Genomic DNA, 19,512 nt, shown 5'->3' on the forward strand with positions numbered 1-19,512 from the left:
TGGCGCTCTCGCGTAGCACATTGTTGATGGAGCGCGGTCTTGCGATCTTCCGCTAAGTGCCAAGGGTAGAGCTCTGGATCATGAACCGCTTTGCTTTACACCCGATCTCAGCTCAGCTAGCGACGAGCCGAACTCAGACAGTTAGACGTGGAAATTGGCGTTTCGTACAAGACGATCTATAGGCGCGTCCAGCGCTTATTGCGCGCGCTGGACGTGCCTCGGCCACACCTTGAAGGTCCGGTTGAGATCGATGAACTGTACGTGAAAACCGGCCTCAAAGGCCGCGAGCGCGACAGCGAGTCGCGCTCGCGTAGCCTGGCCATGCGTGGTCGTGGAACGTATGTCGAGGACAAGCTACCCGTGTTTATTCTCACAGATTGCGGCAGTAGTGAACGGTACGTGATCCCGGCGAAAGTCGAGGATGAATCGACGATTCGACTTCTGCTGGCTGACCGCCAGCAGAAGTCGCTGACCGTTTATACCAATGGCTTTCAGGCGTACAGTCAGCTAGACGAAGACAAGGCATTCACTCGTAAATACGTCGTCCACAGAGAGGGAGAGTACTTAATGGAGACGTTCACGTGAACACCTGCGAGAGCCACCGTCGCGTCAGCGACGCGTGGATCTCACCGCATCGAGGCGTCTCCAAAGACAGACTCACACCGTATTTACGAGCGTTCCAACTCTGCCGTGGAGTGTTCCGAGAACCGGGAGAAGAAGCGCTCAAAACCATCCTCAAAGCTGCACTCTAACTCACCAACAATCTACGCCACAAGAACGTTCCACCAATCATTCACGCACCACCGTGTATTCTGGAGTATAATTATACAGGTGGCTATCGTTTGCGACACCATGTCAAACGACAGGGGCGGAACCCGCCTCGGGGTCGACGTCGGCGGCACGTTTACCGACGTCGTGTCGGTACGTGACGGGGAACTTCACGTCGTGAAAACCGCCTCGACGAAGGGGTCGCCGGATGAAGGGGTCCTCGACGGTCTCGAGGAGAACCGCGAGATCGCCGACTACGACTATCCGGAGGTGGAGTTCTTCGCGCACGGGACCACCGTCACCACGAACGCGGTCCTCGAACGTAACTGGGCGGAAACCGCGCTCGTTACCACCGACGGATTCCGTGATGTCCTGGAGATCGGCCGCCAGGCGAGACCGGATATCTACGACTTCGAGGCGACCAAGCCGGAACCAGTCGTCCCCCGCGACCGACGATTCGAGGTTCGCGAACGGCTCGACGGACGTGGCAACGTGAGAACGCCGTTGTCGACTGACGACGTCCAGGAGGTCGCGGCCGACCTCGCGGCGGCAAACGTCGACAGCGTCGCCGTCTCGCTCCTGTTCGCGTTCGAGAACGCCGACCACGAGCGGCAGATCCGAGACGTGCTCGAATCCGAGATTGACGCGTCCGTCTCGCTGTCGAGCGAGGTGCTTCCGGAGATGCGCGAGTACGAGCGCACGCTCGCGACCTCTCTCAACGCGGCACTCAAACCGGTGATGGACTCGTACATCGGCCGACTTGAGGACGCGATCCGGGAGCGGGGGATCCCCGCGCCGCTCCGCATCATGCAGTCGAACGGCGGAACCATCGATGCCGATTGGGCGCGAACGCGTCCGGTCAACACCCTCTTGTCGGGCCCGGCAGCCGGCGTTCAAGGCGCGGCGCACGTCGCATCCCTCCGCGGGGACAGCGACGTGATCACCATGGACATGGGCGGAACGTCCTGTGACATCTCGCTGGTACAGAACGGCGAGCCGATCATCTCGACGGAACTCGAGGTCGGGGACTATCCGGTTCGAGTCCCCATGATCTCGATCCACACAATCGGGGCGGGCGGCGGCTCGATCGCGTGGGTCGACGCGGGCAACGCGTTACGCGTTGGACCGCGGTCAGCGGGCGCGGACCCCGGACCCGTCTGCTACGGGCGCGGGGGCGAGGAGCCCACGGTGACGGACGCCCACCTGCTCCTTGGCCGTCTAGAACCGGACCGGTTCCTGTCCGACGAGCTCGACGCCGACATCGATCGAGTCGAGGCCGCCGTCGAGGAGCACGTCGCGAACCCGCTCGGCCTGTCAACGACGGCGGCTGCCCAGGGCATCCTGGACGTGGCCAACTCCAACATGGAACGCGCGCTCCGCGTCGTGTCGGTCGAGCGCGGCCATGACCCGCGGGACTTCGGGCTCGTCGCCTTCGGCGGGGCTGGACCACTACACGCTACCGCACTCGCCCGGGAGCTCGACATTCCCCGTGTGTTCGTTCCGCGAACCGCCGGCGTACTCTCAGCTCTCGGGCTACTCGTTACGGATATCCTCCACGACTTCAGCACCTCCATGGTTCGACGGTTCGATGACGTCGACCCCGCCGACATCGAAGCTGCGTTCGAATCCTTTGAGGGCGAGGGCCGCGACCGTCTCACTGGAGCCGTGTCGGAGGATCAGATGGTCCTGGAACGGTCGCTGGACCTGCGATACGTCGGCCAGTCATTCGAACTGACCGTTCCGACTCCCGACGGGCGGATGGACGCGGAAGCCCTCGCGACGATCCGCGAGCGATTCCACGACGCACACGAGCAACGATACGGCCACTCCTCCAAGGACGAACCGGTCGAGCTGGTCACCGTTCGCCTGCGTGCTCGCGGCGTCGTGGACGCGCCAACGCTCTCACCAGCAACGACCGAGGGCGCCCCCACGGATGCCATTAGAGAGGAACGCACTGTCGTGTTCGGTGGCGACCCCCACAACACGCGGATATACGAGCGATCGAACCTCCCTGCCGGCGGCTCTTTTGAGGGGCCAGCCATCGTTGAGGGGTCGGAGAGCACCGTCGTTATCCGGCCGGACCAGCACGTGTCCGTGGATGAGTTTGGAACCATCGTCGTGGAGGTATCGTCATGAGCCACGATACTGACATGTCGCTCGATCCGGTAACCCTAGAGGTGACCCGCAACGCGTGTACCGCCATCAGTGAGGAGATGAACGCCAACCTGATCCGAACGGGGTACTCGCCGAACATCAAGGAGCGCCGGGACTGCTCGTGTGCCGTATTCGACGCGGACGGCGACATGATCAGCCAGGCGGAGAACATGCCGGTTCATCTGGGCGCGATGCCGTTTTCTGTCGCCGCAGCACTGGAACGATACCCGCCGGAGCGGTTATCGCCCGGCGACGCCGTTCTGCTCAACGACCCCTTCCGCGGCGGGGCACATCTGCCGGACCTGACGCTCGTAAGTCCGGTGTATGCCGAGGGGGAGCTCGTCGCCTTCGCGGCGAATCGGGCCCACCACGCCGACGTCGGTGGCGCACGCGCAGGCAGTGTCGCCGCCGACTCGACGGAGATCTATCAGGAGGGCATCCGTATCCCGCCGGTGAAGCTGTACGAGAGGGGGACACCCGTCGACGACGTCATGGAGATGATCCTCTCCAACGTGCGGACGGCCGACGAGCGACGTGGGGACCTGCGAGCCCAACAGGCGGCCAACGAGACGGCTCGCGAACGACTCCATCAACTCGCCGAGAAGTACGGCGTCGAGACGCTCACGAACGCCGTCGACGAGATACAAAACTACTCGGAACGCCGAATGCGGTCGGAGCTGCAGGAACTCCCGGACGGCACGTACGAGTTCGACGACATGCTCGACGACGATGGACGCGGAACCGAAGACGTGCGCATCGAGGTCGCCGCAACGATTGACGGCGACTCGATAACCGTCGATTACGCGGGGACGGCGGCACAGACGGAGGGGCCGATCAACGCAGTGTTCGCGGTCACCGCCTCCGCGACGTACTACGCCGTACGGTGTGTTACCGACCCGAACATTCCGCCGAACGCCGGGGCGTATCGGCCGATCGACATCGACGCGCCGGAGGGAACCGTCGTCAACGCTAAACCGCCGGCGGCCGTCGTCGGGGGGAACCTGGAGACGTCCCAGCGTGTAACGGACGTCATGCTCGGCGCGCTGGCGACGGCCGCACCCGAGCGCGCCATTGGGGCGTGTCAGGGAACGATGAACAACATCACGTTCGGCGGAACCGATCCCCGGACGGACGAACCGTACGCCTTCTACGAGACGTGCGGCGGTGGCTTCGGGGGACGGGACGGTGGCGACGGGATGGACGGCGTGCACGTCCACATGTCTAACACGATGAACACCCCGGTGGAAGTACTGGAGACCGCCTACCCACTGGCCGTCGAACGGTACGAATACCGGCCGGACTCCGGCGGTGCTGGCGAGTACCGTGGTGGCTTGGGCCTGCGCCGCGACATCTGCGTGTGTGATCATCAGGCCGAGTTCAGCCTCCTGGCCGACCGACGCGTGCACGCGCCGTACGGAATCGCAGGGGGACAGGATGGCGGAAACGGCGACGACAAGCTCCGCTCCGGTGGTACGACGGAGGACCTGCCGTCGAAGTGCACGAAGACCCTCCAACCGGGCGATATCGTCAGTGTGCGAACGCCAGGTGCGGGTGGCTTCGGGGATCCGGCCGACCGGGATCCGGATGCAGTCGTGCGGGACGTCGAGCTCGGAAAGGTCTCAATGGACGCGGCACGTCGGATATACGGCCTCAAGGGTGTCTCGGACGACGAGTAGCTCACCAACCGGGGAGCGCGGTTACTCACCCCAGATTGTATAGTACGACCGATCGGTTCGGCGAGAAAAGGTGCGGGCGGGGCTATTTAGTCGTCGGCCGGTGCCGGGGGCGACTCGCCGTCCTCCCACTTGCGGCCGGTCGCGTACTGGATGTACCCCTGAATCTTGCGGCGGTTCTCCTCAGGGACCGGGTCGAGGACGAAGCTAAGTCCGACGAACAGGACCGTGTTCACGATGAGCCCGTAGAAGCCCGCCGTGAACCCTGGCAACGCACCCGGGAGCGATACGACTTCGAACACGAGCAGCGCCGCTACCAGGACGCCGGAGGTGAACCCGACCAGCGCACCACCCGTCGAGGCACGCTTCCAGTAGAATGCGCCGACAAGGATCGGCAGCACTTGCGCGAGCCCGTCGAAGGCCACCAGCGTCACCATCACGATGATGTCGACGTCCTGGATAGCCACCCAATACGAGATGATCGCGAGCAGGAGGACGAACACCTGTAGCAGCCGGGTCCTGCGCGTCTCGTCCGGTTCCGCCTCCACAAATGGCTCGTACCAGTCACGGACAATGAGCGTCGACACCGCGTGGAGCTGGGCGTCCTTTGTCGCCATCGCCGCCGCGATCGCCCCCGCGACGATGATCGAAGCGAACCACACCGGGGTGAACTCAAACAGCACCTCCGGGATTGCGTGGTCCGGGTTCGCGAGTTCCGGGAAAGCGAGCACGGCACCCAGTGCTAAGAACACCAGCGGCACGTAGAACAGGGTCAAGTACGCAGTACCTCCGGTCGCGACCCACTTGAGCGTCTTCGGCGATCTCGCGCTGTAGTACCGCAGAATGATGTGCGGCGAGAGCGCGACGCCGATACCAATGACGATCGCGAACGAGATGTAGAAGGCCGGATCGAGTAGCCCCGCCGGCCCGGGAAGGCTCAGATGTTCGGGTGTCTGTGCTGCCAACTCGGCCCAGAATTCAGTCGGACCGCGGTAGGCAGTGAACACGAACAGCCAGCCGGCGAGCCACATCGCCGCAAACATGAACACCCCCTGCACGGTGTCGGTCCACGCGATGGATCGCATCCCGCCGAGCCAGACGTAGATCACGCCGACGACCAAGAGGAACAGCGCGCCCTGTTCGAAGCTCACGGCCCCGTCGGTGGCGATTTCGAAAATGATCCCGCTTCCCATCAGCTGAACGGCGATGTACGGGAACGTGAACAGGATCATCGTCAGGCTCACGATCAGCCCGAGCGCCTGTGAATCGTAAAAGTCCTCAAGGATCTCCGACGGCGTGACGTAGTCGTATTTTTTCCCGACCAACCAAACCTTCGATCCAATTACCCATACGATAACCCCGGAGACGAATAGCCACAGAAAACCAGCCAGATAGAAGCCGATCCCGTGGGCGTACGTGAACCCCGCCGCCCCGAGGAATGCGAACGCGGAGTGATAGGTCGCTGCGTACGTGAAGAGCAGGACGACGAGACCGAGGTTACGATCCGCGGTCACCCAGTCGGTGACCTCGAGTTTGCCGACGCGCCACCCCTGTACCCCGAGGGCCAACACAATGATCGTGTACACGGCGATCGTCGCGAGTGCGACTGTGGTTTGGACCATCAGGCTTCACCCCCTTCCGGCCCGGCACCGGGCTCGCCGGTGGTGGTGTCACTTGCGACGACGTCCTCCCGGTCTCGAAGCTCGGGAGGGATCTGGTCGTCGTTCAGTGTGAACGCGCCAGTCGTAGCTGCCCACGCCAGCACCCCTATCCCGAATAAGGCCCAGCCGACCGCCCACAGGAACATTATCGGCCAGCCGCCCAGGAACGCGTCGGTGTTCACCCAGAACACGATTGGCGGCGCGAGCATCAGGCCGAACAGTATCAACAGGGCCGTTCCTACCCTTCCATTCCGCGTCATGCTACCCCAAACCATGATCTGACGCCACTTCCTATTGGGATTGTATAAACATTTGGATGGGTATCACGCTCTCTCTGTAATCTTTACTATAATAAATACTAAGTTATTTAATAATCGTATGGATTATTATTTAAGTATATATTATTTATGCCTATAGATTTGGTAGTGTCTAGCCATCGGTTCATCACTCCCTCGACGGGAGTGCGGTCATCGAGTGCCTGATTTGGTCGTTGCCAGTTGTAATAGTGGACGAAGGCGGTGAGCCAGCGCCCAGCGCTGGCTCACCGCCCTATCCACGTCTGGTGGAATCGATCAATCCGCATTGGGAGCGTCTGGAACCATTTCTCGATCAGATTCCGCTCGACATAATCCAGGTGACCGCGGAGATCGCACCATTCGAGGGCGGTCAGGTTGCCCATTCCGTCGACGAGAAACGTCGCCTCCGAGAGGTCGTGTTTCTGGCCAGTCGGCCAAGAAACGCAGCCGCTGGATTCGTTCCTCGCCGAGGAGAGATCCAGTATCCAGCACAAGTTTCGTTTCGACGTCAATCGCGGCGTACAGCCAGTGTCGCTCGGTGCCGATCTTCACCGCTGTTTCGTCGACGGCGACCCGCGACGGCTTGAGTGGTCTGCACAACGTTTGAACAGGTTGTCGCTGAGACTGTGGTCGACGGTATGAGAGGACACAGCTTGCAGATCTGGACGTTCAAAGGTTACGCCAATCACTCTCGCCGTCGGCGGGTCTGGAGCCTCTTCTCCAACCCGGTGAACCCATTGAAATACTGCCTGGTGTGATCGATGCAGGGGTTCTTGATTTCTCAGTGCGTATCTTCAAACTCCCACAATGGGTGCCGGCCGATTAGCGGGTTACGTCGAACAAGTTCGGGCGACACTCCGAGTAGCGTTCTCTGAGGACCATCCGCCGCATCTTATCGCGGTGAGCTTTGCGCTCGGGATGTTCGTTACCACGCTCCCCAGCTTTGGGGTTGGTATCCCCGTACTCATGTGGATCGGACATCGGTTTGCATGGGCGAATAAACTCGCGTTCTTCGCCGCAGTTGCAACCCTGAATCCGCTGATGAAAGGTGGCGTCTACGTAGTGAGTTTTCTTATCGGCGTACAACTGCTTGGCCCAGTTCCGGGCACCACCAGCGTCGACATCGGGATAGATGCCGGAGCAAAAGTACTTATTCGGCTGCTTGTCGGGAATGTTATCCTTGCGATTGGCTTCGCCATCGTCAGCTATATCGTCGCCTACCGGATTGCTCACGCAGTTCGCCAGCACAGAGCATAACCCACTTCACTGCGGAATATGCGCTCTGTATGTTGCATAACTGCAGAAAGATGGGTTGAATTTGGCAGTTTGATTGCGGGATGATGTACTCGCAAGTCTACGGTTGAAGCTACACTTAGTACCGTCCCAAGCGTCGAGTGACTAGTGAATATCGGTCCCAAATGGACGTCGGAGGCAGTTCTTGCAGAGCACTCGACTAGTCCGTTCACGCTTGGGACGGTACTTAGCAACAATCTCCTACGGAAGAGCGTAGTACCGTACTACCTACGTGCAGAGTAGTCCCCTGTCCGACATATTCCCTCCTGCCGCCATCTCTTTCTAATCAAACATATCACAATTCTTATTGTCGTCTTCGACTAATAGGTGTCATAATGGATAAGTCCGCTTTAGAAGCAAGCGGTTTGGTCATACGGCGAGGAAACCGGACGATACTGGATGGGGTGTCACTCACCATCTCTAAGGACAGTAGCATCCTCATTCAGGGGCCAAGTGGTGCGGGCAAAACCACACTCTTCGACGTTCTCGGCCTTCTCGATCCACCTTCGACCGGAACGCTCCTTGTAAACGGACAGGACGTCAGCCAGGTTTCCGAACGTACGCGCGCACGGATCAGACGTGACACCGTGGGCTTCGTCTTTCAGGATTTCCGGCTCATTGACGACTTGACTGCTCGTGAAAACGCGGCCGTTCCACAGGAACATCGGGGGGATCGCGACGAGGACTGGCTTGATACGCTCTTCGATATCCTTGATATTGACGACCGGGTCGATCAGTATCCGGCCACACTTAGCGGCGGCGAAAAACAGCGCGTCGCCATCGCACGAGCACTGGCGAACCGCCCTGAAATCGTCCTCGCTGACGAACCGACCGGCCAGCTCGATCCGGAGACGGCGACTCGGGTCCTCGATCTTCTCTCTGATCTTCGCGACCGGACCGAGACGGCACTGATCGTGATCAGTCATGATCGTCGTCTCGCGGATCGATTCGACCGTATTCTCTTACTCGAGGATGGCGCACTGACCGAGCGAGCACACACGGAGATCGAACAGCCTGCGTGATGTTCCTCCCACTTCATACGCAATCACCGCAATCCATCGACCTTCCCCAGGGGTCTCCCTGGGACCAACAGCTTCGGCGATCGACCAACAGGCACTACCAGTGTATGAACCGTATCTAAATGGGATATCGCCGGGCAATCCTTCAGCGATGGTCACGCCGCGATTGGCTGACGGTCGTTATTATCGCGGTCGCGACGGCGTTTCTCGTCGGAACGACAGTGCTCCTTCTAGCAGCGGGCGCCCATGCAGCGACGGTGAGCGGTGGTTTAGAGACGTCGACGACCGCGACCCACTACGACTCAGTCAGCGAAGCCGAGGAGATCGGTGGGAATGAAGCTGTGGTGTTCCCCCTCGCCGTAGTCATCGACGATAGCGGTACGGAACACACTCTGATCGGAATACCACCGGACGCTCCGGCCGAGTTTGAGGATGCTACGACCTCCTGGGAGGCAGCCACCGTTCCATCGCCTGGCGATCCGGAGACGGTACGAGGCCCCGTTTCCGAGCCAACGGAATTGCGATTCGCAGGTCAGAATGAGACGATAGCCGTCACTGTCACGCCACACGAGGCCGAGACGATCTTCCCAGCGTGGTGGCATTCAGCTCCCAGTTCGACAGTTGAGACGCTCGGATCGACGGGTGCGATCGTTATCGAAGCTGATGAGGAGATCACGAGACAGAGTGCGAGTCTCCTCCATTTCGACCAGTCCGATAGCGGCGTTCCGCTCGTTTCTGCACTCGCGTTCCTTCTCGCCGGTATGGGTGAAGTGCTCCGGCTGCTAGGAGCTGCTACTGTCGGTGGAGCAGTGATCGTGACCGTCGTTCTCTACAGCGTCACCCGTATCAGCGTTCAGGAGCGTCTCGATACGATCGAAGTGATCCGCTCTACCGGTGGCACACCAGCGCATGTGCTTACGCTCTACGGAGCTCGATCAACACTCATCGCCGCCGTAGGTGTGGTAAGTGGCTTCGCCGTTGGGGTTCTGCTAACGAATCTCTCCGTCAGGGTTGCAATCTGGGCCGGCATTCCTGTCACGTTGGAGCCACAAGTGACCCTCGCAAGCCTTCGGGTACTCGTGCCAATGCTTGTGACACTGGTGGTCGTCGGATGTCTTGCCGGTCTGATCGCATCCTGGCCAGCAGCGACCGGCCCACCAACGGCGATACGATCCCGGGTTCAGAGGAAAACGACATCGACCCCCTTTCACCGAACCGAGTCACGTCTTCCAGCTACCCTCTTTCCAACGCTGTTGGACTGGCGAACGGTCATTCCTACCACGGCGACGCTCACCGTGTTCGTTCTCTTGGTCCTCCTGATCAGCGGAATCGGTGTCGCAGTCGAACCCGTGGGTGACACCGAGGGAGGGACTGTGACCGCTGCAGATGCGGCTCATCCGATAGATAGCCGCCTCGACGCGGGGACTGCGGATGCGCTCCGATCTGAAGGGATCGCTGCCAGCCCGGAGCTCGTGCTTGCACAGGTACATGACGGGCAGCCCTACATGGCCCGTGGGGCGAACTACCCTGATTTCGCCGCCGTGACCGATGCGGAGTTGATCGACGGCCGAGAACCAACGTCACCCGATGAAGCCGTCATCGGACGCTCCCTCACTGAAACCCTCGATGTAGAGTCCGGTGATACGATCACACTCGGTGGAAGCGGCCACCCGGGAGTCGCGCGCGTGACGATCGTTGGTGTCTATGAGGCGGACGGTCCGGCCGATAATCAGCTCATCGTCCCCCTCGAAACCGGCCACCACCTCTCGCTCGAACCGGGAACGGTCCACGTTATTCGAACGACCGAAGAGGCAGGCGCCCTCCTCGGCGAGGCGGACGCAACGGTAGAGCATGGCTCCGATACGGATAGTTCGGCGGAAGAACGCGTGGTATACGGACTGAACGTCCCGGAGACAGCCGTTGTCGGTGAGACAACGACGATCGGGGTCCACGTCTACAACGACGAATCGACAGCGGTTACGCGGACACTTGATATCGCAGTTGAAGAGGAGACGTATGAGCAAGAGGTTGAGCTCGCGCCTGGTGAGGAGGACCGAATCGAGATCGAACATACGTTTGGAGAGGCCGAGGAGCGGACAGTAACGGTCGAGGAACACTCACAGCAGATCACGGTCCTCGAATCAGATGCCCTTGTACTCCCCGATACGCTGCCCACTGACGCTCCACCCGGTGCCACTCTCCTTGTCGACGTGTCGACCCCAACCGGAGAGGCTGTCAGTGATACCACCGTCGCGATCGATGGCGATGAAACGACGACGGACGCGAATGGAGTAGCCCAACTGGAGCTTCCGGAGAACGAGGGTGAGTACGACATCACTGCAACGGAAGGCGATCGCGATGGCGCGACGCACACCGTGCAGGTCACCGAGGGACGAGAACAGCGAATCGGCGTGGATCTCCAAACGGAGCCTCGAACCGGCACACCGGAGACGGCTCCCGAGATGACGATGACCGTAACGAACCACTGGACCGAGACACGAACCCAAGACGTTGGTCTCGTCACCCCAACGGGCGAACAGACCCAACCCGTACTCCTCGAACCCGGCGAGTCTACAACGATAGAAACGACCGTTGGTGAAGGGGAGTCGGACACCCAACTCCCCCCCGGTGAGTACGAGATCGTAGCAACTGTCGATGGTGATGCTGTCGCGACCACGGAGTATGAAGTCGTAGATACCGATTTTGATCTTGATGCAGCTTTCGAGCGAGGACAGTACAGTTCCGGAGCGGCGATGAGTCACGTCGTCGAAAACACCGTAGGGAACATTCAGCTGCTGCTCGCGACAATGGTCGGACTTGCGGGGTTGATGACGATCGGGAGCACGACGGCGGCGTTCGCACAGTCGGTCCACGCACGTCATGAAACGATCGCCGTTTACCGAGCCACGGGGGCTGGTCCAAAACGCCTTCTGAAGATCGTCGGTCTGGATGCCTGCAGATTAGCGATTCCAGCCGCCCTCTTCGCCGGAATAGCTGCCCTCCTCGCGATTACCGTGCTGGATACGATAGGTGTACTGAGCGTCTTCGGGGTTCGATTTGGGACTGACGTACGACCTCTTTTAGTGTTACTGACGCTTCTTGGCGCAGTGTGTCTCGCCGTCTGTAGCGCTGTGCTCGCGCTGCTCCCGGCGTTGATCTCCACGCCGGCTAGTGTGTGGATTGGAGCATCACGAAGCGGATCCGCAGATGGTGATCGACCGGATGAGTAGTGCTCCGCGATGCCCAACCACACCTCCTTTTGCAATCATTCTAGGAGAAAGTCAGGAAGGACTGCTATGCCAGAGCAGATATATCTTATATATAATCTATTTCATTCAAGGCTGATAGATCGGGCTCTCCAGTGTAAGTGCGTTGAACGGCGTCCGAGTTTTAGCGCTTAGTGGCTGCGGCATTCGTGTTCGGTTAACACTGCCAGTAATATTTGCAGATCTGGCATTGGCCCGAATTCGCCAGTTGAAAGGCAGAATTCGGCTATTTACCCACTTGAGTCAGAGCCCGAGACCCAGCAATTTGTCACTCGGAGCCTCAACCGGACACGAATGGTGACTGCGGTGGTGGTTGTAGTAAGCGGTATAGGCAGTCAGCCAGCGCTCGGCGCTTGATTGACTGCCGCTCCAGGTTCCGTGAAATCTTCGGATTCGCGTGGTGTATGTCAAAAAGCGGTACGTCTGAAGAACCTGTCACTCCGGTCCGGAGTTCTTCGAACAGTATTCTACTTCCCTCGAAGGACTCCGCTCAGTTCAGCCTCAATCTAGCAGTGCAATGTGTAAAACCATTTCTGTAGACATACAAAAAGCTATATGTTTCCAACGGAATTTTTATTCATGTCGTCGATAGCATCGAGTAGCTTCTCGCCAGCGCCAACCGACTGGCGATGAGCTACCGAGAGACAATTATTCGGCGGTGGTCACACCGTGATCGACTCGCAATCGTGATGGTCGCGTTGACAGTCGCATTTCTTACAGGAAGTACGTTGTTCATCGTGGCCGCCAGTGCTCAACCGCTTGCTCTTGCGGATCCGCTTACCTCGTCTGGGACGGCAGACGCCCTTGAACCGGGTGATGCGCCGGAGGACGCGCTGGTTCTACCCGTAGCAGAGGTTACTAAGGACGATGGAACGAACGCTACGGTCATCGGTGTCCCGGCTAACGCAGCCGAATCGTGGGACGTACCGCCACCGCCGGATGATGGCTTTGGGCATGGAGAGGAGACCGCTGGCAGCGTGGAGTTCGAGGGTGATTCCGGTGCCGTTGAGGCGGCTGTGTATCACCATGGCGAAGATTCGCTCCTCGACCCTAACTGGTACATCACGGATCCGGAGACGGTCGCTGACCTCGGCACGACCGAAACGCTCGTCATCACCGATGACGAGACGCATGTGCCGGCAAGCGGTGTGCCTCTTCAATCGGTGCTGGGCTTCTTCGTCGCCGGTCAGTCACAGCTACTTACGACGCTGGGGGCGGTCGTTGCCGGCGGCGCGATTCTCGTCGCGGTGACGGTTTATAGCGTCACCCGGATGAGCGTCCGCGATCGGCTTGCAACGATCCGTACTGTCCGTTCGACGGGAGCGGCCCCCCGGACCATTCTTGGGACGTTCGCGCTACGTGCCAGCCTTCTAACCGCTATCGGGGTAACCCTCGGGTATGCTCTCGGCGTAATTCTTCCGAATGCGGCGCTCTCAGCAGCAGTATTCCTTGGCCTACCGACCGCTCTTGATCTCAGATTGACATCGCAGGCGCTGTACGTTTTGGGCCCCACCTACGTCGGCTTGGTTCTTCTCAGCGCGGTAGCAGGGATGCTAGCCAGCTGGTCGGCAGTTCGCAGCCCCCCTGCGCAGCTTTCGACCACTGTTGAGGGCCCACGCTCGCCGGGGCTACTGTTGCTCGATTGGAGAACCCTCGTCCCGACGACCGCAACGCTATCGGTGTTTCTGTCGATTCTGTTCGTAACCTCGACGCTTGCGATGACGGCTGCCCCCGTCGTTATGGCTGACAGTACGACGATTTCCGAACCCGGTGTTGCTCATCCAGTCAATAGCGAACTGCCCGCGGAGTACGCAAATACACTCCACGCCGATGATATTGACGCCAGTGCTGAGATCATCGGCTTTGCAGTTGTTGACAATCAGCCGTTCCTTACGCGGGGGGTTGAGTATGACGACTTTGAAGCGGTCACCGATGCTGATCTCGAGGACGGCCGTGCTCATGAAGCACCAGATGAAGCAGTCATCGGTGTCTCGCTAGCCCAGACGCTCGACATCGATGTCGGTGAATCACTCACCGTGGGTGGAAGCACCGCTGACGGAGTCAGTCGAGTCACCGTTGTCGGGACCTATACCGCCCCCGGTGCTCATGAGGATCAGCTCCTCCTGTCGCTACGAACTGCGCAGCATCTCTCGGGTCTGGACACCGATAAAGTATACGTAATCCGTACTGCAGAGCTGCCTGATACGGGCGAATCCGATTCTGGAGTGACCGTTCTTGACGTTTCAGCGTCCGAGGGCGCCATCGCACATGACTCCTTCGAGGTCGAGGTCACGCTCCGAAATCATGACTCCGATGAGCAGTCCTATCCACTGACTGCCGGACTTGGCGATGAGGAGACCGAACAGGAGGTAAGACTCGAGGGCGAGGAGCAGCGAACCGTACAACTTTCACTGCCGACTGGTGAACCTGGAGAGGAGCTGCTACAGGTAGATGAAACGGCTATCCATTCTGTCGGCGTCGTTCATCCGGAGACACCAGAACTGCATGGCGTCCCGGATAAGATGCCACCAGGGAGCCAACCACTTATCGAAGTCCGTACTGAGACGGGGGAGCCGCTTGCGGACACACCTGTCACTGTCGCGAATGAGACCGCGGAGACGGATTCGGAGGGCCATGCCAGGCTGCCGGCCGCTTCGGAAGGCAGTCATGAGATTCGGGTCGAGACTGAACACGGCATAGCAACTGAGACGATTGAGATCTCGGATGACGCTGAGCGTGAGCCTGTCACTTCGATTAGCGTATCGCCCGACTCTTTGACAGTACTCACAACGCCTGAAGCTGAAGTCTCGGTCTATAATCCGTGGAACGAGCCTCTCGACACTACCGTTCGGATTATCGGTCCGGATACTACCTCCGAAGAGCAGGTGACGCTCGATGCTGGCGAATATACGGAGTTCGGAACCATCCTCACCCGCCAGCCGCCGGGATCGTATGACGTACACGTCGAAACCGATGATACGGTCGGTGCAGAAACGAGTTATGAGGTATCTGGTGACGAGCGTATTGGTGCTGCCGCTGCGAGTGTCGGCCAGACGGAAGGTAGTAGCGACCTCGGTCAGGCTATCGAAGCTGCAGTCGGCAACCTCACGCTTCTCTTGGGTGGATTAGGAAGTCTAGTGGCAGTAATGACTATCGGCGGACTTTCAGCAGCAATAGCTCGAGCGGTCCATGCCCGTCGACGAACGATTGGCATTCATCGAGCTACCGGAGCGAGTCCCCGCCGTATCTTGCAGTTGGTACTACGAGATACGGTCATTATCGGCACTGTAGGGGCCAGCCTTGCCTTCGTTGCGTCACTACTCGTCATGCAGCTACTGGATGTCACAGGCTTGTTGACAGTGTATGGTATCCGTATACCGGCGATTCCACCACCTGGCGTACTGCTTGTGGGATTCGTCGTTAGCATTGCTCTGACACTCTGTAGTGCAACGGTTGCTCTCATCTCATTGCTCTATGAACCACCCGCTTCCGTAATGACTAGAGAACAACGAGCCATGCCTGGGGGTGAATCCCGTGAGAGATGAGCGGCTGTGGTCACAGTATACCCTCGCTGTTTTCTGTGTGTTTGCGCTCGGCGTCGCTATCAGACTCGTCCCGTTGTACTGGACGCCGTATCCGTTCAATCCAGATGGGTTCGTCTTCGCAGGGATCGCACGGGATACCTTGGCATCGGGATCGGTCCCTCAGCCGAGCGACCACCGGAGGATGGAGGTAAATCGATACGTCTTCGTGGTGCTTCTGGTGGTCCTCAGTAGGATAACCGGCCTCGCGCCGCTGTGGCTTGCTCAACCGGTTATCGCAGTCGTTGGAGCCGTTCCGCCAATCATCGCGTTACTGCTGGTTCGTAACCTCGGACTTGAGTTCGGATGGCCTCCTCGACGGACGCTCGTCGCCGCCACGCTCGCTGGATTCGTCCTCGCGATTGAAGGGCTCTATCTCCGCCGGACCGTAACGGTCAGCTATGAGGTGCTCGGACTGTTGCTCGTTCCAGTTGTCCTCCTCTGCGTTCACCGGTTCTTTGAGACATCGCGGCGGGCTTGGGTCGGGGTCGCGGGGATATTGCTACTCGTGTTGCCGGCGACGCACCACTTCAGCACGGTGATCGCTGCGGTATCGCTGACGGTCTTGGTCGCCGTTTGGATCAATCGACGACCATCGTGGTTAACACTCGGAGGCTTGGGTATTACTGTGGGGTTCTGGCTGTATCTGCTCGTATACTACGCACAATCACCTCCGGGACACTCCGACGTCATTACGACGAATCCCGCACTGGTCATCGCGTGGCTCATCGCGATCATCGCTTTAGCACACTGGTTTCGGACAGCGACTCCCTGGCTGACTCGTGGAGCGATCGGATGTATTGGTTTCTTCGGATTTGGTGTGCTTAGTCTCAACGCGATCCGACCGATTTTCCCTGGAACATCTCCCACGCCGTCGTCATTGCTCATATTAGTCGCACCCCTGATGGTACTCGCCGTCCTCGCGACCTGGGGCCTGCCCATTATGATTAGATCGAAAGAAGGACCTCTCGTCCTCACACTGTTGATCGCGCCGCTCACCTTTATCGGCCTTGGCTTGACTGCTGGATTATCCCTCCAGTATGATTTTCTGGTAATGCGCACCCAGACGTTCGTTCACCTTGGAACCGTCGTGATAGCAGCAATGGCGGTCTTCGTCCTCTATGACCGCGTGCCTGATCGACCACTGCCACTAACCATGACGGTCAAAGTGGGTCTTCCAATACTGTTGATACTGGTTGCTGTTGTCACCGTTCCGATCGCCTTTGCAGGGCTCGAAATGCTCTCCTACCAAGGAACGACTACCGAAGCGGAGTTCTCGGCGGTGACGTTCGCTTCAACGACGATGGAGACTTCCTGGAGTGGGGACGATCATATCACTCGGATCGAATCCAATTACTACGGTTCCGATTATAATATGGGCCCACATCCAGTCTATGAGTGGCTACAGGGAGGCGATCCTCCTCCCTGTCCAGTAGTCGCACAAGATTCCTGGACCACTCTAGGTGCACAACTGTATCCTGCTCCGCCAGAGGACCTCGATGAGCAAACATACGCTGACTGGCAGGAGACTAACAACGCAATCTACGTCTCTGGTGAGAGTGATGATCAAACCGTGATCGTTGTACCGACTGGTAAAGTAGAGGGGGACTGCTGACAGCCAGTTCAAGATTCGCACCCGCTCCGTAATCCTCGAGTTCTCAAGAGGGAAGCCGAGCGTGAAGAGACATATGGCGAACTGTTCAACATCAACTCCCCGGACGTCGTTCCGATCGCAGTAAAGACGGCCAGAACCGATCACCCGATAGATGATGTCTGGACGGGCGTTTCAGCGTGGAATACGACCTGCCGTCGGTCACACCCGTGAGGATCTCCGCGAGCGCTCGTTCCTGCTCCGTCCGCGGAACGATCTCCGTCGGTATCCTGAGTGGATCGAGCTCTCCTTTCGCCGCGAACACCGACTCCCTGTTGGCCGTCTCGTCGAAGAGATCGTCGTACCGTGACATAGCGTAGGTTCCTCGGTTCCACCCGAATTACGACTGTGTATGTTGGTTGGCCTAAACCCGCTTTCGGTGGAGTCTCTCGTAACCGAGCGCTTGGTGTGAGCATCCGCTCACGAGAGACAAGAGTTGGCTGTCACAGTTCACCTCGGCAGCGGGTCGCCAGGTCGCCCGCTCGAGGACCAGTCCCCACCACTCGAGTGCTTGGACGTCCCGACCGGCGACTCTGAGTGAATTCGCCATCGGCCAGTCATCGACCCCCTTCGAAGCGAGCAGCGAGGAAGGACACTGCGGCGGCGTACGTCTCAGCTAACAGCCCATCGACATCGCCACTGTATCCGCTCCGGAACTCTTCCCTCACCTGGCGAGCCAGCTGTATACGGTTCGGTCGGCTAGAGGTGTACAGAAACATCCTACAGGACTCACCTAACGGATCGAGATGTCGAGAGACTCCCTGTCTCGATCACGAAACCTCTGGGTGATCTAGCGACTGATGGAATCGTCCACTTCAAGCCCCGTCCGTATCATTTCGTACACTTCGTCGTGGTCTCTGTAGCCGTACTCGTAGGCCGAAATGTTCCAAATTAAACTTCGCAAGGGTGTTCCGGGTTCCGAGGAGAACGCCTCGACTTTCAGGAGGGAGGGCGGCACGCTCATCCGCCGGAACACAACCTACCCACCGTTCCATACTGGTGACCCACGAGCGCCCGAATCAGAACGTCGAGGTGTACGGACTCCAGATCTCGTAGGAGTCCGGGAAGAGCGTGGGATCGGTCTGGCCCATCGATCCCGGCCCGAAGTAGTCCGGGTAGGTGTTCGAGTAATCGTGTTCGATCGGGGCCCCACCGTACCATCCGTCACCGTAGTAATCGAAGATGTCCCAGCTGGCTGCCGCCGGACCGCTCGTCCCTCCGCCGGGGTATATCGGCGTCACCGGTCCGTACATACCTTCGTACATCCCGATCGGGGAATCCGACAGTATCCCCGGGACGTTCTCGAACCCGTGTTCGTAGATCAACGCCTCGTACGCCTGGGTATCCGCGGGCGTTTCGCCCGTCATCTCCGAGATCGAGGCGTAATCCCCGTAGTACGGCGTATCGTACCCATACCAGACCGACTCCGGGCCGACGAAGGCGTCTCCGGAGGCCCAGTCGACGGTGTAATCGTAGCTGTAGGGGTCGGTGTAGTACTCTGCCCCGGTGGTAGCACCCGACCAGTCGTACGAATCCGGAGCCCCAGGATACGTCGGGTCTGTCCAGTAGTACTCAGTTCCACCATCGTAGATATCCCACCCACCGTACCATCCGACGGAGGGATCGTAAAGCATGCCGGTCGCTGGATCGAAGCCCTCCCCGGTCTCCGTGTTGAAGAAGATGCCCGTGGTGGAATCATACGAGTGACTCGACACCGGATCCGAATACACACCGGTGCTCGCGTCGTACTCCCAGCCCGAAAACGCATCCGAAGCCCCCTCAGAGAGCTCCTCGTCCGATTCACTCGAGATGTCGGATGCATCTTCGGACCCTGAACCCTCATTCGCGTAAGGTGTCTCTGATCCCACGTCGCTATCGGGATCCAGGGCTGATTCGTCGTATCCATACTCGTCCTCGGGAGTGAAATCGTAGCCATACTCGTCGTAACCGTACTCCGAGCCACCCTCGACGATGCCCGTCGCGACCTGCTCAGTATCCGAAGCGGCCCTCGTGGCCGAGATTTCCGACTCGCCGTTGAGTTCGGATAGTAATTCGTCTAATAGGTCGAGTACCTCCTCGCTCATGATCCCCACGCACTACGCATTGTATAACGTTAACTCTTCACATTGGTTCGAGTCGACACGAGCCGA

Annotated in this window: 11 protein-coding genes and 2 pseudogenes; 8 read left to right on the top strand and 5 right to left on the bottom strand. The window is 59.3% G+C overall.

All coding sequences use genetic code 11. The annotated features are described in order from the left end of the window. Positions 1 to 132: 132 nt before the first annotated feature. The 3 genes and pseudogenes from V2L32_RS19475 to V2L32_RS19485 all read left to right on the top strand — a co-directional run. A pseudogene (locus V2L32_RS19475) lies at positions 133 to 752 on the top strand (IS1595 family transposase); the annotation flags it as partial. 100 nt (positions 753 to 852) lie between these two features. After that, positions 853 to 2,904: a hydantoinase/oxoprolinase family protein gene (locus V2L32_RS19480; protein ID WP_409348457.1), complete on the top strand. Its 2,052-nt coding sequence runs from the start codon at positions 853 to 855 to the stop codon at positions 2,902 to 2,904. Positions 2,905 to 2,918: 14 nt separating this feature from the next. Continuing rightward, the gene (locus V2L32_RS19485; RefSeq protein WP_331234258.1) at positions 2,919 to 4,598 is read left to right on the top strand and encodes a hydantoinase B/oxoprolinase family protein; all 1,680 of its coding nucleotides are present in this window, start codon (positions 2,919 to 2,921) and stop codon (positions 4,596 to 4,598) included. A gap of 86 nt (positions 4,599 to 4,684) precedes the next feature. On the opposite strand, the gene V2L32_RS19490 is transcribed toward V2L32_RS19485, so the two are convergent. The 3 genes and pseudogenes from V2L32_RS19490 to V2L32_RS19500 all read right to left on the bottom strand — a co-directional run. After that, positions 4,685 to 6,217 carry a sodium:solute symporter family protein gene (locus V2L32_RS19490; RefSeq protein WP_331234259.1) on the bottom strand — a complete coding sequence of 511 codons (1,533 nt, stop codon included), beginning with the start codon at positions 6,215 to 6,217 and terminating at the stop codon, positions 4,685 to 4,687. Beyond that, positions 6,217 to 6,531, bottom strand: coding sequence for a hypothetical protein (locus tag V2L32_RS19495; RefSeq protein WP_331234261.1), 315 nt, complete (start codon positions 6,529 to 6,531; stop codon positions 6,217 to 6,219). Before V2L32_RS19495 ends, V2L32_RS19490 begins: the two co-directional genes overlap by 1 nt. 92 nt (positions 6,532 to 6,623) lie before the next feature. Continuing rightward, positions 6,624 to 7,137 (bottom strand): annotated as a pseudogene (locus V2L32_RS19500) (DDE-type integrase/transposase/recombinase); the annotation flags it as partial. A gap of 222 nt (positions 7,138 to 7,359) precedes the next feature. Between V2L32_RS19500 and V2L32_RS19505 the strand changes: the two are divergent. The 5 genes from V2L32_RS19505 (at position 7,360) to V2L32_RS19525 (ending at position 17,326) form a co-directional block, all read left to right on the top strand. After that, on the top strand, positions 7,360 to 7,809 hold the full coding sequence (locus V2L32_RS19505; protein ID WP_331234262.1) for a DUF2062 domain-containing protein: 450 nt from the start codon (positions 7,360 to 7,362) through the stop codon (positions 7,807 to 7,809). A gap of 371 nt (positions 7,810 to 8,180) precedes the next feature. Further along, positions 8,181 to 8,867 (top strand): ABC transporter ATP-binding protein, encoded by a 687-nt coding sequence (locus V2L32_RS19510; RefSeq protein WP_331234263.1) that lies wholly within the window; start codon positions 8,181 to 8,183, stop codon positions 8,865 to 8,867. 119 nt (positions 8,868 to 8,986) lie between these two features. Continuing rightward, positions 8,987 to 12,094, top strand: coding sequence for an FtsX-like permease family protein (locus V2L32_RS19515; RefSeq protein WP_331234264.1), 3,108 nt, complete (start codon positions 8,987 to 8,989; stop codon positions 12,092 to 12,094). A gap of 725 nt (positions 12,095 to 12,819) precedes the next feature. Then, positions 12,820 to 15,675 (top strand): FtsX-like permease family protein, encoded by a 2,856-nt coding sequence (locus tag V2L32_RS19520; protein WP_331234266.1) that lies wholly within the window; start codon positions 12,820 to 12,822, stop codon positions 15,673 to 15,675. Continuing rightward, complete coding sequence (locus tag V2L32_RS19525) at positions 15,665 to 17,326, top strand: hypothetical protein (protein WP_331234268.1); 1,662 nt, start codon at positions 15,665 to 15,667, stop codon at positions 17,324 to 17,326. Before V2L32_RS19520 ends, V2L32_RS19525 begins: the two co-directional genes overlap by 11 nt. A 91-nt stretch (positions 17,327 to 17,417) precedes the next feature. Here V2L32_RS19525 and V2L32_RS19530 read toward each other — a convergent pair whose 3' ends face one another. Further along, a complete protein-coding gene (locus V2L32_RS19530) occupies positions 17,418 to 17,675 on the bottom strand; it encodes a hypothetical protein (protein ID WP_331234269.1) in 258 nt (85 codons plus the stop codon). Positions 17,676 to 18,381: 706 nt separating this feature from the next. Continuing rightward, positions 18,382 to 19,446, bottom strand: a complete 1,065-nt coding sequence (locus tag V2L32_RS19535; RefSeq protein ID WP_331234271.1) for an OCRE domain-containing protein — start codon at positions 19,444 to 19,446, stop codon at positions 18,382 to 18,384. Positions 19,447 to 19,512 lie beyond the last annotated feature (66 nt).

The sequence above is a fragment of the Halalkalicoccus sp. CGA53 genome (assembly GCF_036429475.1).
Classification (GTDB): Archaea; Halobacteriota; Halobacteria; order Halobacteriales; family Halalkalicoccaceae; genus Natronorarus; species Natronorarus salvus.